Raw genomic sequence first — 15,280 nt, forward strand, 5'->3', positions numbered from 1 at the left:
GCTTTTCTTCCTTGATGACTGCGGTTCAGGCGCCGGCGCGCGGCGCGGGGTCGAAGTGAACGAACTTCGATGCGCCGAAGGCTTCGCGCGATGCGGCGGAGAGTTCTTGCTCGATGCCCTGCGCGCCGAGGCGCCGGCAGGTGGCGGCGTCTTCGCTGCACTGGCGCAGCAAGGCGACGAGCGGTGCGGGGGTGTGAGAGCCGAAGCCGGGCTCACCGGCCGCGCCGCCATGCAACACGGCGCGCACGGTCCAGGCGGCTTGCATGAGGTCGCGAGCAACAGCGGAGCCTTGGGCCGCGCCGGTCGCATGCTGAGCGCGCGACCAGCCGATGAGCAGTACGCCATGGTCACGCGGATGCACGAGCGCGTGCGCAGGCGACAGGTCACGATGCGTCCAGCCAGCGCCGTGCACGAAAGCCAGCACTTCGAGCATGCGGCGCCAGATCCACACGGCATGGCGCGGGTCGATGCCTTGTGCATTGGCCTGCTGCACGTCTTGCAGGCTGCCCCAGAAGCCGGGCGGATGGCGCAGCACCAGCGCCTGGCGAGCGCCGTCGCCCAGCCCCTCGGCCACGCCCACACCCAAGGGCTGCGGCAGGCGGCGGGTGAAGTAGGCAGCACCGGGCACCGACAAGTCTTGCAGGGCCTGCAGCACTACGCCTTCGCGCACCAGCACGTCGTTGGCCGCGCTGTCTCGCGCGAGCTTGAAGGTGACGCGCTCGGGCAAAGCGCCGAGGCGTTCGGCCAACAGCACTTCGCTGTGCTCGCCGGTAGCCAGCGGCGCCAGCACGCGGTAGCGCGCACCGCGCCACGCGAGGATGCGTCCGCCGGCCACGTCGGCATTGGCCCGGCGCAGCGCGGCGCGGAAGCTCTCGCGCTCGACGGTTTCCTCGCTGCGCACGACAGTGGCACCGCAGTAACTGCAGTTCACCGTGCGCCAACGGGCGGCGCGCGGCAGCGGCGCGGAACATTGCGGGCAGCTGAGAGCAAGCAGCGACAGCATGGCCCGCGCCTCAGTCTTCCTTGGGGGGCGCCGCCGGGTCGGGCGATGCCAGCACGCGATCGATGCGGCGGCCTTCCAGCGCGACGATCTCGAAGCACCAGCCGGCGCAGTCGATGTGCTCGCCCACCTCGGGCAAGTGGCCGGACACAGCCATCAGAAGGCCTGCTACGGTGTTGTACCGGTTGCGCTCTTCGTCGGGCAGCTCGCGGATGCCCAGGCGCGCGCGCAACTCCGACACGGGCATGAGGCCATCGAGCTCCCACACGCCGTCGGGCCGCTCGCGCGCCCAGGCGTCGGTCTGCATGCCGGGCTGCAGTTCGCCGGTGATGGCTTCGAGCAGGTCGCGCGGAGTCATGAGGCCCTGCACCACGCCGTATTCGTCGACCACGAACACGAGACGGCCGGCGCGGGCGCGAAACTGTTCCAGCAGCTCCATGCCGGTGAGGGTCTCGGGCACGAACACGGCGGGCGTGGCCTCCTGGCCGAGCACGCCGGGGTGTGCGGCGCCCAGGCGCAGCAGGTGCGCCACGCTGATCACGCCGACCACGTCGTCGAGCGAGTTGCGGCACACGGGGTACCAGGAATGCACGAGATTGAGCGCGCCCGCCTCGGCCACCTTCTGCAGCGCCTGCTGCACGCTGAAGGAGGCGTCGAGCCATTCGATGTCGGCACGCGGGATCATCAGCGACGACAGGCGCCTGTCGTCGAGGTGAAACACATTGCGCACCATCTGGTGCTCATGCTGCTCGATGACGCCGGCGTCCACGCCTTCTTCGAGGCTGGCCGAAATCTCTTCTTCGGTGACGGAGCGGGCCGCGTTGGCATCGATGCGCAGCACCTTCAGCATGGTGGCGGTGGCGCCCGCCAGCATCCAAACGAAGGGCTTGGCGGCCTTGGCCAGTCCGCGCATGGGGCGTGACACCCAGCGCGCCACGGGCTCGGGGTAGAGCTGGCCGATGCGCTTGGGCACCAGCTCGCCGAAGATGATGGTGAAGAAGGTGATGCAGGTAACCACCACCGCGGTAGACGCGATGCTGGCGGTGCCACGGCCCATGCCGACGCTTTCCATCCACACCGAGAGCGGCTCGGCAAAGGCGGCCTCGCCGACGATACCGCTGAGCATGCCGATGGAGGTGATGCCGATCTGCACCGTCGAGAGGAACTGCGTGGGCGACTCCATCAGCTTCAGCGCGGCCACCGCGCCGGTGTCTCCCGTTTCGGCCAATGCCGCGAGACGTGCGCGCCGGCTGGTGGAAAGGGCCATTTCGGACATTGCGAACAACGCGTTGAGCGTGGTCAACAAGGCCAGGAGGAAGACATCCATGAACTGAGGGAGAGAATGAGGGAATGTCACTTTACTTGATTGGCGACCTGCAGGGCTGCGACGCCCCCCTCGGGCGGCTGCTGCAAAAGATCGATTTCTCCCCCAGCCGCGACACCATCGTGCTGCTCGGCGACCTGGTGAACCGGGGCCCCGATTCGCTCGCGGTGCTGCGCCGCGTGCAGGGCTACGGCGCCTCGGCATTGAGTTTGCTGGGCAACCACGACCTGCACTTGCTGGGCGTGGCGCACGGCGCGCGCAAGGCCGGCCGCAAAGACACCCTGGCCGAGCTGCTGGCCGCGCCCGACATCGAGGCGCTGCTCGAATGGGTACGCCAGCAGCACATGGCGCTGCACATGCGCATCGGCAGCGGCGATCTGCTGATGGTGCACGCCGGCGTGCTGCCGCAGTGGACGGTGGGCGACACGCTGGTGCTGGCGTCAGAGGTCGAATCGGTGCTGCGCGGGCCGGCGCTCGGCGAGTTCCTGATGTCGATGTACGGCAACGAGCCGGCGCAGTGGAGCTACACGCTCACGGGCAGCGCCCGGCTGCGCGCCATCGTCAATGCACTGACGCGGCTGCGTTTCTGCACGACCGACGGCGTGATGGAGTTCGATGCCAAGGACAGCGCGGCCACCGCGCCCGAAGGCTTCATGCCCTGGTTCGACGTGCCCGGGCGCAAGACGGCCAACGCCACCGTCGCCTTCGGCCACTGGTCGACGCTGGGCTGGCTCTCGCGGCCCGACCTGCTCTCGACCGACACGGGCTGCGTGTGGGGCGGCTGCCTGAGCGCGGTGCGCATCGGCGCGACGCTGGACGAGCGGGAGCTGATCCAGGTCGAGTGCGAGCAGGCGCAGAAGCCGGGCTGAAGCTCGGCTGAAGGACCTCTCAGAACGCCTGCGTCATCAGCCCGTACACGGTGCGCACGCCACTCACGTAGTTGCCCATGCGCAGGTTCTCGTTGGCTGCATGCTGGTTGTTGTCGGCGTTCACCAGCGGAATGATCGCGAAGGGCACCGGCAGCACGCGCACGATCTCGGCGGTGGGAACCGTGCCGCCCATCATCCGGATGCGCACCGGCTCGGGCTTGGCGCCGAAGGTGTCGCTCAGCGCCCTGTAGGCCCATTGCCCCACGGGCGAGTCGATCTGCGAGCCCGCTGCTTCGCCGCCCTCGCTCTGGTAGGAGAAGCTCGCGAGCTTGTCGTAGCGGCTGCGCTCCTCGTCGGTCGGTTCGCCCTTGACCAGATGGTAGCCCTGGCGCTCGATGTGTTTCTGGATGAGCTGGCCGAGGTAGGCCGGATCGGAGTCGGGCGTGGTGCGAAGGTCCATCTCGGCCACGGCCTTGTCGGGCACGATGTTGGCCACCTTGTCGCCCACCGCTGCCGCGGCCATGCCGCGCACGTTCAGCGAGGGGTACTGCATCGCCTCCTGGTAGTTGGCGCCGACCTTGTCGGTCTCGGCAATACCCAGACGACGCTTGAGTGCGGCCTCGTCGTCGGGCACGGCGGCCATGATCTTGCGGTCGGCCTCGCCGATCTTCACGTGGTCGTAGTAGCCGGCCACCGTCACGCGGCCCTGATCGTTCTTCATCGAGGCCAGCAGGCTGGCCAGCCGCTGCGCCGGATTGGGCGCGTAGTTGCCATAGTGCCCGCTATGCAGCGGCACCTTGGCACCGTACACCGTGAGCTGGGCTCTGGCCGCGCCGCGGTTGCCGAACACCAGCGTGGGCCGGTTGGTGGCGTGCATGGGGCCGTCGTGGATCACGATCGCGTCGCAGCGCAGCAGGTCGCGGTGCGCCTGCATCACCTTGCTGATCGACGGCGAGCCTTTTTCCTCCTCGCTGTCGAGGATCACCCTGACGTTGACCGCCGGCTGCCCGCCGCCGGCCTTCAGGGCGTCGATGGCCGCGAGCATCATCATGATCGGCCCCTTGTCGTCGGCCGACGCGCGGCCGAACACGCGCCACTCGGGGTCGAGCGGTCCGCTGAAGAGCGGCGCCGAATCGATCTCTTCCCATCCGCCGTTGGCCGCCTTGCGCTTGAGCACGGGCGTCCACGGGCTCTTTTGCGCCCATTGCGCGGGAATGACGGGCTGGCCATCGAGGTGCATGTAGAACAGCACCGTCTTGCGCGTGGGGTCGCTGCCCGGATATTCGGCATAGAGCATCGGCTTGCCGTCGTTGGGCAACTGCCGCGTGGTGAAGCCGCGCTTGCGGAAGGCCTGCTCCAGCCATTCGACGTTCTTGCGGATGTCCTCCGGCGAGATCGCATCGTTGGGCAAGGACAGAAGCTCGAAGTACTCGCGATAGGTGGCCTGCGCATGGCGCTCGGCATCGGCCGGGGAAAGTTCTGCGGCTGCGGCCATGCAGGTCATGCAGGCGCCTGCGAGCAAGGCCAGTGGGAGCAGCGCGAGCGGGCTGCGCGAGGTTCTGCGCTGTAAGGGCATGGCGGGATCCGCTTTGTGACAGTTGCGAGGCAGTCTAGGCAAACGCGTGCTTTTGAACAATTGCCGATTTTTCGGGATATCTTTGCTTTTTTTGCAACGCAGCCAACCCGCGTCCGCCGCCATGTCCTCCCATCGCCTGCAGGAAACCTCGCTTCGCTACTTTCTCGAGGTGGTCCGCGGCGGCTCGCTGACCGAAGCGGCCACGCGCCTCAACGTCAGTGCATCGGCCATCAGCCGGCAGGTAGCCATGCTCGAGGAGTTGCTGGGCGTGCCGCTGTTCGAGCGCCGCCCGCGCGGCATGGCGCCCAGCGCAGCCGGGGAGCTGCTGGCGGCGCACGCGCGACGCGGTGCGCTGGAAGCCGAGCGCGTTGTGTCCGACATCCAGGGACTGCAAGGCCTGCAGCGCGGGCATGTACGCATCGCCTGCTCGTCGGGCTTCGCGAACGAGTTCCTGCCGCAGGCCATCGTCGCGTTCCGCGCGCTGCACCCCGGCATCCAGTTCGAGCTGGAGGCCTGCGACCCCGCCGACGTGACCGAAGCCGTGCTGCTCGGCGATGCCGACATCGGCCTCACCTACAGCCGCGCCGCGGTACAGGGCGTTCGGGTGTCGCATCGCCAGGCGGCCTCGGTGTTCGCGCTGATGCGGCCCGACCATCCGCTGGCGAAGCAGCGCAGCGTGACGCTGGCGCAGATGCTGCCGTTTCCCATCGGGCTGTCGGGGCCGGACACCACCGTGCGCCAGCTGTTCGACGTGGCCTGCAGCAACCGCGCAGTGGTGTTCGAGCCCGCGCTGGTGAGCAACCGTTTCGAGGCGCTCGCCAGCTTCGTGCTGCACGGCGGCGGCCTTGCGATTGCCGGCGAGATCACGGTGCGCGAACGCGTGCGGCGCGGCGAGTTGCATGCCGCGGAGATTCGCGAGCGCGGCATGCGGGCGCGCTCGGTCGAGCTGCAGACCTTGGCCGGGCGCACGCTGCCCGAGGTGGTGCGTGCCTTTCTCGACTTCCTGTGCAAGGCGCTGCCTGCGCCCGGTACGCAGTGACGATGCAGGCTCAGGAAGGCAGGCGGAACTTGTCGAGCGACATGCGCTGCTTGCCCTGCGCATCGAAGTTCTCGGGCGAGAGCCAGCGCTCGAAGGCGGTGCGCAACGCCGGCCATTCGCTGTCGATGATCGAGAACCACGCCGTGTCGCGGCCGCGTCCCTTGTAGATCACGGCCTGGCGAAAGAGCCCTTCGTACTGGAAGCCCAGCCGCAGGGCCGCACGCTTCGAAGGTTCGTTGAAGTTGTCGCACTTCCATTCGTGGCGGCGGTAGCCGAGTTCGTCGAAGACGAGCTTCATCAGCAGGTATTGCGCCTCGGTGGACATCGGCGTGTGCTTGAGCAGCGGCGAGAAATTGACGGTGCCGACTTCGATGACTCCATTGGCGGGGTCGATGCGCATCAACGCCAACGAGCCAATGGCGCGGCCGCTTTGCCTGTCGATGACGGCGAAGTGCATCGGGTCGGTGCTCTTCGCGATGCGCTCGGCGTAGGCCCGGGTGCTGTCGATGTCAGCGGGCGGCTCGATGCCCAGGTAGGTCCAGTCGCGGCCGTCCGGGGCCTGCGCGTAGGCGGCGTACAGGTCGTCGGTGTGCTTTGCTGCATCGAGCGGCTCGAGGGTGCAGAAACGGCCCTCGAGGGAGCGGTGCGGCGGCAGGGAACGCGGGGTCCATTCGGGCAGGTCTGGGCCGATGGACTGGCCGAATTCGTTGTGGCGGACTGGCATGCGGGTGTCTTTCTGAAAAGCTGGAGCGGCAAGGTCGGAGGACGTAAAGTACCCGCATCGTGGCTCCAATGAAAGTGCCACGAATACCTTATTCGATGGTGCCACGCCCACTCCCTTCCCCCACCGCCCTGCTCGAATCTCCGCTCGTGAAGGAACGCGACGCTGGCTCGATGCAACGCCAGCTGCACGATCGGCTCAAGCGCGCCATCCTCGACGGCAGCCTGGCGCCGGGCAGCCGCCTGCCCGGTTCGCGTGCACTCGCCGAGGCGCTCGCCATCTCGCGCAACACCGTCACCGCAACCTACGAGCATCTGGCGGCCGAGGGCTATGTGCGGCCCGACCGGCAGGGCACGCGCGTGACCGAGCTCTCGTCGCCCGCCCTTGCGCCGAAGCGCGCAGGCAAGCCAGCCGGCACGCCCACCACCGCGCTGCGCCTCTCGAACATCAAGCCCAGCGTGTCGCGCGCCGAGACAGACATGGCACTGCGCCCCGGCGTGCCCGCGCTATCGCACTTTCCGTCGGCCGCATGGCGGCGCGCGCTCGACCGGGCGATTCGCGATGCCGGCTCTGCCGCGCTGGGCTACGGCGACCCGCTGGGCGAGCCGCCGCTGCGCGCGGCCATCGCGCGGCATCTGTCGGTGGCACGCGGCGTGCGCTGTGAGCCGCACCAGGTCGTCATTGCCGAAGGCGCACAGGAAGCCATCTCGCTGTGCGTGCGGCTGCTGTCCAACCCAGGCGACATCGGCTGGGTCGAAGACCCGGGCTACCGCGGCGTGAAGGCTGCCATGCATGCGGGCGACATGCGCATCGTGCCCGTGCGGGTCGATGCCGAAGGCCTGTGCGTGAACGAGCGCGACTGGCAGAAGCATCCGCCCCGGCTGATCTACACCACGCCCTCGCACCAGTACCCAGCGGGTTCCGTGCTGAGCATCGCGCGCCGCCTCGACCTGATCGCGCAGGCCCGCCTGCATGGCGCGTGGATCATCGAGGACGACTACGACAGCGAATTTCGCCACACGGGCGAGCCCATCGGTGCGATGCAGGGGCTGGTGGACGATGCGCCCGTGCTCTACGTCGGCACCTTCAGCAAGACGATGTTTCCGTCGCTGCGGCTGGGCTTTCTTGTGCTGCCCGCCCAGTTGATGTCCGCCGTGCAGGCGCCGCTGGAAGAGATGCTGCGCGGTGGGCACCGCCACGAGCAACTGGCCATGGCCGACTTCATCGAGAGCGGCCAATTCAGCCGGCACCTGGGCCGCATGCGCCGGCTGTACCGCGACCGACAGCAGGCGCTGCGGCTCGCGCTGAACAAGCATTTCAAGGTGCCGCATGAAATCGACGGCGGATATTGCGGCCTGCACCTCACGGTGCGGTTGCCCGAGCGCTACGACGACCGCCGCATCGCAACCGAGGCGCTGCGCCATCGCATTGCGCCCACGCCGCTGTCGGGCTTTGCGCTGCAGCCCATGCCCTTGGACAACGGGCTGGTACTGGGCTACGGCAATACACCGGCCGAGCTCTTCGAACCACTGGTGAAGAGGTTGTCGCAATTGGCGCGTGCGGTAGAAATTTAGAACGGCCGGAGAAAGAGTCTGGCTATTCAGTGAGCTCTTCGTCGCAAAGCTTCGCTAGCGCAACCGGCCTACCGCGTGCAGCGTATATGAATTCTTCGGCCGCTTCGTAGGATGCAAGTCCGCTTTGAACATGTTGCTCGAAGCCCCACATACGAAGCAAGGAAACCCTCATGTCCGAAGAAATCGGTGTCGATCCCAAGCACGGCCGAGCCGGCCGCCACCCCACCAAAGGATCGCTGGATGCGCTCTCGGGACATGGCGATCCGGGCATGTTCGGCCGGATGTTCCCTCACCTGGCGCCTCTTTCTGTTTCCGACGACAAGTTGAAGGCGCTCGCCGCTGCAATGCTGGACGACAACAGCAGTGCAGACAACGCACGAGTGCCGGCGGGGTTCACCTATCTGGGCCAGTTCGTCGACCACGACATCACGCTGGATCTGACCTCCATCGGCGACAAGCTGGAGGACCCGACCGGGGTCGAGAACTTCAGGACGCCGGCGCTGGACCTGGACTCGATCTATGGGCGAGGTCCGGACGGCAGCCCGCACCTCTACGCCCGCGGCCCCAACAATGCGCCGAGCGCGAAGCTGCTGATCGGCAAGACCACCCTGGGCTTTCAACAGAATGCGGCCGACATACCTGGCGTGTTCCCCAACGACCTTCCGAGAAGCCCCGAGGGCCAGGCCTTGATCGGCGACCATCGCAATGACGAGAACCTGCTGGTCGCACAAACTCATCTGGCCTTCATGAAGTTCCACAACAAGGTGGTGGACCTGCTGATGGCTTCGCCAACGGCTCCCACGCCCGCCGAGCTCTTCTTTCAAGCCCGGCGCGAGGTGACTTGGCACTATCAATGGCTCGTGCTGCACGACTTCGTGGAACGGCTCACCGAAGACGGCATCGTGGCTCGCGTTCTCAACGAGGGCCGCCAGTTCTACCGGTTCAAGAAGACGCCCTACATGCCCGTGGAGTTCTCCGGTGCGGCCTACCGGCTCGGACACAGCATGGTTCGGGAGGTCTACAGCCATAACAGAGTCTTCACCCCGGGCGGGCTCGCACCCGCCTCGCTGGGACTTCTCTTCGCGTTCTCCGGCCTCTCAGGTGGCATCGTGGGTGACCTGGCGCCCAATCCGCTCACCGCTCCGACTCCGATAAGCAAGCTCGCCAGCAACTGGATCATCGACTGGCGGCGCTTCTACGATTTCGGCAACAACCCCCCAGGGGTCACGCTCAATCATGCGCGGCGCATCGATCCTTTCGTCGTCAAGGCGCTGCATACACTGCCTGGCGGTGCCAGCCTGCCATTCCTGAATCTGAAGCGGGGCGTGATGCTCGGACTGCCCTCAGGCCAGTCGGTGGCGCAGGCGATGGCAGTGCCCAACCCTTTGACAAGCGCCGAGATCTCGTCCGGCACGGACGGCGCAGTGGCCAAGGCGCAGGGACTGCATGAGCAGACGCCCTTGTGGTACTACATCCTCAAGGAAGCGTCGATCAGAGAGAGTGGCGAGCGATTGGGGCCTGTGGGGGCGCGTATCGTGGCGGAAGTCTTCATCGGTTTGGTCCACGGCGATCATGAGTCCTACCTTTGGAAGAAAGGCCCGGACTGGACGCCGACTCTTCCCTCGCGCACGCCTGGGACTTTTACGATGGTGGACCTCCTGCAGCTCGTAGGCGACGTAAGTCCCATCGACGGCGTGACCCAGGCCTGATCAGTCGAGGACTTGATCCGAGGGAAATCAACCTCGCGTATTCACCACGTGGTCGCGCCGGAAGTTGCGCGGCGTGCTACCCACCCACTGCCGAAAGCGCCGGTTGAAATACGCCTCGTCGGTAAAACCGCACTGGTGCGCAATCTCCCGCACCAGCAGCGAGGTGGATGACAGCAGTTCCTTCGCCCGCTCGATGCGCCGCTCGGTCACGAGGTCTGTGAAGGTGCGGTCGGTTTCCTTGCGCAGCAGGTTGGCGAGGTAGTTGGGCGAGAGGAACGCAGCGGCCGCTGCATCGGTCAGCGACAGCGGCTTGTCGAGGTTGTCGCGCACGTAGCGCACCACGCGCTGCAGCGCATCACGCTGCGATGTCTTGCCGTTGTGCTGCAGCGAAAGGCGCATCAGCGCCTGCTCCTGCCGCATGCAGGCCAGCCCGATGATCTGCTGCACGATGCCACGCATCGCGATCTTGGCGCCGAAGTTGCGGCCCGCGTTCAGTGCGTGCAGCTCGTCGAGCCAGCCGCGGATGCGGGCGAAGTCGGTCTCGTCGAAGGCGAAGTCGACGTACTCCTGGAACAGGAAGGGCGCGAGGTCGGGGTAGCGCGCGAGCGACACGTCGTCGAGGTCGAGCGCGTCGACCTCGAGTTCGGGCCACAAAAAGCGCTGGTCGAAGTTGACGATGCAGTACAGCGCCTCGGGCGGATGCGGAATCACGTGCACCCGGTACGGCAGCACGAAGCTCAGGTGGCGCGGCCCGAAGGGGCGCACCTCGCCGCCGATGGCCTGCTGCGAGCTGCCCTCGATGCCGATCTGGATCTGGAAGTACGCATGCCGGTGCGGCAGCGTGAGCTCGTTGCGAGCCCCCTGAAAGCGGATGTCGAAGTCGAGGTGGTCGGCACGCTCGTGCATGCCATAGGTGCGGACGGACGTGGAGGGAGAGGGGCGCATCGGAACAGGCGTGGCGGCAGGCGTCTGCCCGCGAGGGTACGCCAACTTGCGGCGTGCGAGGCGGCCAGGCCCGGCAGGTCCGATGCCCGATGCGCGGACCGTCCTCAGGCTCAGACGACCACGACTTCCAGCGCACCCACGCCCGCCACCGTGCCGCGCATGCGGTCGCCGCGCTGCACGGCCGCCACGCCGGCCGGTGTGCCCGTGAAGATCAGGTCGCCAGGCTGCAGCGTGAACAGAGTCGACAGGTAGGCGATGGTGTCGGGCACATTCCAGATCATGTCGGCGAGGTCGCCGACCTGGCGTTGCGCGCCATTCACTTCGAGGCGGATCTCGCCGACCGCCGGATGGCCGGCCTTGGCCACGGGCACCAGCTCGCCGCAGGGCGCCGAGCCGTCGAAGGCCTTGCCGGTGTCCCAGGGGCGGCCCATCTTCTTGGCCTCGCCCTGCAGGTCGCGGCGGGTCATGTCGAGGCCGACGGCATAGCCGTACACGTGGCTGAGCGCATCGGTGGCGGCGATGTTCGATCCGCCAGTCTTGAGCGCCACCACCAGTTCGATCTCGTGGTGCACATCGTTCGAGAGCGTCGGGTACGCGAACTCGCCGCCGTCGGCCACGATGGCGCTGGCCGGCTTCATGAAGAAGAACGGCGGCTCGCGATCGGGGTTGTGGCCCATCTCGCGGGCGTGTTCTGAATAGTTGCGGCCCACGCAGAAGATGCGGTTGACCGGGAAGCGTGCGCGTTCGCCCTGGATGGGCAGCGAGTGAACGGGCGCGGGTGCGATGGCGTAGAGGGTGTCGGTGGCAGAAATCATGTAACAACTCTAGCCAGCGGCGCCTCGCTTCCGGGGGACGCATCTACGCGAGTCTTGGACTTGGCTACGTTTTCGTTTTGACGTCTCTTTTCGGGGCGCGTGCACAGGAGCGCCGTCGCTACGCCGGGCGATCAACCGCCGCGCTCCGAATCGGCAGGTTGATCCGAATGCCAGGTTCCGCCTTGCCAGAGTTGAAACTTAAGCATTCAAACTCGGAATGAGCCGCCCATGCATGTGCTGTTATTGTTGTAACGAATTGCGTGACGCCCTCTCGCCAGCCATATATATTGCGGCAACGAAGCAACCTGCTGCGTTCTCTGCCGTGCCGCACCACTGCACACAGAGCTAACCGGCCTGTACCAACGACAGGATCAAATCCGATGTCAGTGTCCGTCTGGGTCAGGATTCGCTTGCCGCTGGTAATTTTCGTGGCCGGCACGGCGCTGTCGATCGCCCTCGGTGTCTCCGCCCACCAGGAGATCGGGCGTAGTGCCCAGACGCGCTTCGACGCAGCCGCCTTCGATCTGGCGCGCAAGGTCGAGGCCCGCTTCGACGACTACATCGCCGTCCTGATCGGCCTGCGTGCGCGATTCAACACCTCCGATTCCGTGACGCGGAGCGACTTCAGGGACTACGTCGCGGGGCTGAACCTGGCGAGCGCCTACCCCGGTTTCCAGGCTGTCAACTATGCGCCCCGCGTCGCGGCCAACGACAAGCAGGCCTTCGAGGAACGAGTCCGCGGTGATGCCGGCCTCGACGCCGGCGTTGCCTCCGGCTTCGCCATCAAGCCGCCCGGTGGGCGGGACACGTACTACCCGCTGATCTACGTCGAACCACAGGGCGGCAACGAGAAGCTGCTCGGCAATGACCTGGGCGCGATGCCCGACAGAGGAAACGCGCTCGAGCAGGGGCGCGACACCGGCGGGCTCGTCATGTCCGGCCGCAAGGTCCGCCTCCCGGGTCGCGAGTCCGACATTGGATTGGCGATGCGGCTGCCGGTCTATCGCCCGAGGCAACCGCTCGACACGCTCGAGCAGCGGCGCAGTGCCTACATCGGTTCGGTTGGCGCGGGCTTCAGCATCGCAGGGATGCTGAGCGACGTGGTCGGTACCGATGCCGCGAGGACGTTCCGGTTGCGCCTGATCGATGCCGGGCCGGGTAAGGGGGCGATCGGGACGCGCGTGGAGACCAGGTTTGTAACGCCAACCCCATTCGGCGAGCGGCAATTGCTGTTCGACAGCGCGTCCCTGGCGAAACCCGCTGCCGCACCGGCGCACAGCCTCGAGCGCGTGCTCGGCTTCGAGTTGGGCGGGCACTCCTGGCTGGTGGAAGTCGGCCAGGACGAAAACCAGGTCTTCGGCCCGCTCGACAAGACCATCCCGTGGCTCATCGTCCTTGGCGGCCTGGCTACCAGCATGCTGCTTGCCGGCATCGTCTTTTCGTTGACCACCGCACGCAGCCGGGCCCAGGTCCTGGCGAACAGGATGACCAGCCACCTGCGCAGGAGCGAGCGGCAGCTGGAGGAGGCCCAGCACCTGGCAAGCCTGGGCAGCTGGATCCTCGATCCTGAAACCGGAGCCCTGCAATGCTCCGAAGAAGCCCGGCGCATCCTGGGCTTCGAGGCGGGCCCCTTGCCGCCGGACCTGCCCACGCTGCTCTTGCGCATTCCGCCCGCAGAGCGTTTCGCGGTCGAACAGCGCATCGCAATGGCATCCCGGTCCACGGAACGCAGCGAATTCGAGCATCGTCTGTGCCTGCCCGATGGCACCGAACGCTGGCTCCACGTCATCGCGCAATCGGCCGAAGATGAAGGCAAGAGATTGGTGCGCGGCACCGTGCGCGACGCCACGCAGCCGCGCAAGGATGCGTTGCGCCAGAAGCTCGAATACAAGATCGCCCGGCTGCTTGCCGGTGACGGCAGGACCGAGACGGTGATCGCGCTGGCGCTGGAGGCGGTATGCACCGACCTGCGCTGGGACTGCGGCGCGTTGTGGAGCGTTGGCGACGACGGCCTGGCTCGCTGTGCCGCGGCCTGGCATGCCGACAACGACCCGGCTGTGCAGCGATTCGTCAGCGCCAGCCGGTCGCTCACCTACCGGCCCAGCGAAGGTTCGCTGGGCCGCGCCTGGGGGATCGGCGGTGTCGTGCGAATCGACACGCTGGCGGCTCCGAGCCATTTCACGCGCGATACGATGGCCCGCCAGGCCGGGCTGACCGTCGGCCTCATCGTGCCGATGGTCGCCTCCGATGCGACCACTGCACTGGAACTCTTTGGCTCCGATCCGTACGTTGCCGACACAGAGACTCTGGAGTCGCTGCGTGTGATCGCCTTGCAGATCGCCCAGTACAAGCAACGCAAGCGGGCCGAGCGGAGCCTTCGCTTCATTGCCAGCCACGACGAATTGACCGGGTTGCTCAATCGCGCCGCGCTGCAGCATGAGCTTGCCCGTGCCATCAGGCGCAGCAACCGCCATCAGAGGCAGTTCGCGGTGATGTTCGTCGACCTGGATCGCTTCAAGCACATCAACGACACGCTGGGCCACGGTGTGGGCGACGAGATGATCAAGATCTGCGGCGAGCGCTTCACGGCGCTGCTGCGCGATACCGATGTCGTGGCGCGTTTTGGCGGCGATGAGTTCGTGCTGGTGCTGGAGAACCTGTCCGGCCCGAAAGATGCCGAGGTGCTCGCCGAAAAGGTGCTGGCCTGCTGCGCCGAGCCTTTCGTGATCGAGGGGCGCGAACTGCACGTCAGCGCAAGCGTCGGCGTGAGCATCTATCCGGAGAACGGCGCCGATGCCGAAGCGCTCCTGAAAAATGCCGACACGGCGATGTACCGCGCCAAGGAAAAGGGCCGCAACACCTACCGGTTCTACGCAGCGAAGATGAATGCGCAGAGTACCGAGCAGCTGATGCTGGAAAGCGCGCTGCGCCATGCCCTGGAACGTGGCGAGCTGGAAATGTATTACCAGCCGAAGATGGATCTGCAGACCCAGCGCATCGTCGGCGTCGAGGCGCTGATGCGCTGGCACCATCCGGTTCTGGGCATGATTCCGCCGATGCAGTTCATTCCGATCGCCGAAGAGATCGGCTTGATTGTGTCCATGGGCAAGTGGGCACTGGAGAGGGCCTGCGCCGATTCGCGTTCGTGGCAGAAATACGGTTTGCCCGCGGTGCTGGTGAGCGTCAATCTGTCGCCGCGCCAATTCGAAAGCCGCACGCTCATCGCCGACATACGGGCCGTCCTGGAAACCTCGGGCCTGGAGCCGTCGCTGCTGGAGCTGGAAATCACCGAAGGCGCGGTGATGGCGAATCCCGAGCATGCGGCGAAATTGCTCCGGACGATTCGGGACATGGGCGTCAGGCTCGCCATCGACGATTTCGGAACGGGCTATTCCTCGCTCTCTTACTTGAAGCACTTCCCGCTGTCGACGGTCAAGATCGACCGCTCCTTCATCAACGACCTTTCGCAAGACCCCGACGCACGAGCGCTCATCGACGGAATCATCACCCTGGCCCACGGGCTGCGGATGAAGGTGGTGGCCGAGGGCATCGAGACCACAGCCCAGCTCGACTACCTGCGCAGCCACGGATGCGACGAGGCCCAGGGCTATTGGCTGTGCAAGCCCGTACCCGCCGACGAGGCGCGCGATTTCATGGCGCATCACCTGCGCAACCAATTTGCCCCATCGGTAGTGGTCTGACGGCCGA

At 66.5% G+C, this 15,280-nt stretch carries 11 protein-coding genes; 5 read left to right on the forward strand and 6 right to left on the reverse strand.

The window, feature by feature from the left end:
* Positions 1-25 precede the first annotated feature (25 nt).
* Positions 26-1,003 carry a lipopolysaccharide kinase InaA family protein gene (locus BMW87_RS28755; RefSeq protein ID WP_093080804.1) on the reverse strand — a complete coding sequence of 326 codons (978 nt, stop codon included), beginning with the start codon at positions 1,001-1,003 and terminating at the stop codon, positions 26-28.
* Positions 1,004-1,013: 10 nt separating this feature from the next.
* Entirely contained in the window at positions 1,014-2,327 is a 1,314-nt protein-coding gene (locus BMW87_RS28760) for a hemolysin family protein (protein ID WP_093058490.1), read from the reverse strand.
* A gap of 23 nt (positions 2,328-2,350) precedes the next feature.
* Here BMW87_RS28760 and BMW87_RS28765 point away from each other — a divergent pair, with 23 nt between their 5' ends.
* Positions 2,351-3,193, forward strand: a complete 843-nt coding sequence (locus tag BMW87_RS28765; RefSeq protein WP_093080806.1) for a symmetrical bis(5'-nucleosyl)-tetraphosphatase — start codon at positions 2,351-2,353, stop codon at positions 3,191-3,193.
* Between the two features lie 19 nt (positions 3,194-3,212).
* Here BMW87_RS28765 and BMW87_RS28770 read toward each other — a convergent pair whose 3' ends face one another.
* On the reverse strand, positions 3,213-4,769 hold the full coding sequence (locus BMW87_RS28770; RefSeq protein ID WP_093080808.1) for a M20/M25/M40 family metallo-hydrolase: 1,557 nt from the start codon (positions 4,767-4,769) through the stop codon (positions 3,213-3,215).
* 121 nt (positions 4,770-4,890) lie between these two features.
* Between BMW87_RS28770 and BMW87_RS28775 the strand changes: the two genes are divergently transcribed.
* Positions 4,891-5,808, forward strand: coding sequence for a LysR substrate-binding domain-containing protein (locus tag BMW87_RS28775; protein WP_093058493.1), 918 nt, complete (start codon positions 4,891-4,893; stop codon positions 5,806-5,808).
* A gap of 10 nt (positions 5,809-5,818) precedes the next feature.
* Here BMW87_RS28775 and BMW87_RS28780 read toward each other — a convergent pair whose 3' ends face one another.
* Positions 5,819-6,532: a GNAT family N-acetyltransferase gene (locus BMW87_RS28780; protein WP_093080811.1), complete on the reverse strand. Its 714-nt coding sequence runs from the start codon at positions 6,530-6,532 to the stop codon at positions 5,819-5,821.
* A 95-nt stretch (positions 6,533-6,627) separates the two neighbouring features.
* Here BMW87_RS28780 and BMW87_RS28785 point away from each other — a divergent pair, with 95 nt between their 5' ends.
* Together BMW87_RS28785 and BMW87_RS28790 are read left to right on the forward strand one after the other, a co-directional pair.
* Positions 6,628-8,103, forward strand: a complete 1,476-nt coding sequence (locus BMW87_RS28785; RefSeq protein WP_093080813.1) for a MocR-like pyridoxine biosynthesis transcription factor PdxR — start codon at positions 6,628-6,630, stop codon at positions 8,101-8,103.
* Between the two features lie 170 nt (positions 8,104-8,273).
* A complete protein-coding gene (locus BMW87_RS28790) occupies positions 8,274-9,812 on the forward strand; it encodes a peroxidase family protein (RefSeq protein WP_093080816.1) in 1,539 nt (512 codons plus the stop codon).
* A gap of 27 nt (positions 9,813-9,839) precedes the next feature.
* On the opposite strand, the gene BMW87_RS28795 is transcribed toward BMW87_RS28790, so the two are convergent.
* A complete protein-coding gene (locus BMW87_RS28795; RefSeq protein WP_093080818.1) occupies positions 9,840-10,757 on the reverse strand; it encodes a helix-turn-helix transcriptional regulator in 918 nt (305 codons plus the stop codon).
* A gap of 110 nt (positions 10,758-10,867) precedes the next feature.
* Entirely contained in the window at positions 10,868-11,572 is a 705-nt protein-coding gene (locus BMW87_RS28800; RefSeq protein ID WP_093080821.1) for a fumarylacetoacetate hydrolase family protein, read from the reverse strand.
* Between the two features lie 380 nt (positions 11,573-11,952).
* Here BMW87_RS28800 and BMW87_RS28805 point away from each other — a divergent pair, with 380 nt between their 5' ends.
* Positions 11,953-15,273 (forward strand): bifunctional diguanylate cyclase/phosphodiesterase, encoded by a 3,321-nt coding sequence (locus BMW87_RS28805; protein ID WP_093080823.1) that lies wholly within the window; start codon positions 11,953-11,955, stop codon positions 15,271-15,273.
* Positions 15,274-15,280: the final 7 nt, after the last annotated feature.

The sequence above is a fragment of the Variovorax sp. OV084 genome (genome assembly GCF_900111625.1).
Lineage (GTDB): Bacteria > Pseudomonadota > Gammaproteobacteria > Burkholderiales > Burkholderiaceae_C > Variovorax.

Coding starts and splice junctions, on each gene's coding strand:
- BMW87_RS28770 (WP_093080808.1), bottom strand. CDS start 4,769: ATGCCCTTACAGCGCAGAACCTCGCGCAGCCCGCTCGCGCTGCTCCCA.
- BMW87_RS28805 (WP_093080823.1), top strand. CDS start 11,953: ATGTCAGTGTCCGTCTGGGTCAGGATTCGCTTGCCGCTGGTAATTTTC.
- BMW87_RS28760 (WP_093058490.1), bottom strand. CDS start 2,327: ATGGATGTCTTCCTCCTGGCCTTGTTGACCACGCTCAACGCGTTGTTC.
- BMW87_RS28765 (WP_093080806.1), top strand. CDS start 2,351: ATGTCACTTTACTTGATTGGCGACCTGCAGGGCTGCGACGCCCCCCTC.
- BMW87_RS28795 (WP_093080818.1), bottom strand. CDS start 10,757: ATGCGCCCCTCTCCCTCCACGTCCGTCCGCACCTATGGCATGCACGAG.
- BMW87_RS28800 (WP_093080821.1), bottom strand. CDS start 11,572: ATGATTTCTGCCACCGACACCCTCTACGCCATCGCACCCGCGCCCGTT.
- BMW87_RS28785 (WP_093080813.1), top strand. CDS start 6,628: ATGGTGCCACGCCCACTCCCTTCCCCCACCGCCCTGCTCGAATCTCCG.
- BMW87_RS28775 (WP_093058493.1), top strand. CDS start 4,891: ATGTCCTCCCATCGCCTGCAGGAAACCTCGCTTCGCTACTTTCTCGAG.
- BMW87_RS28780 (WP_093080811.1), bottom strand. CDS start 6,532: ATGCCAGTCCGCCACAACGAATTCGGCCAGTCCATCGGCCCAGACCTG.
- BMW87_RS28755 (WP_093080804.1), bottom strand. CDS start 1,003: ATGCTGTCGCTGCTTGCTCTCAGCTGCCCGCAATGTTCCGCGCCGCTG.
- BMW87_RS28790 (WP_093080816.1), top strand. CDS start 8,274: ATGTCCGAAGAAATCGGTGTCGATCCCAAGCACGGCCGAGCCGGCCGC.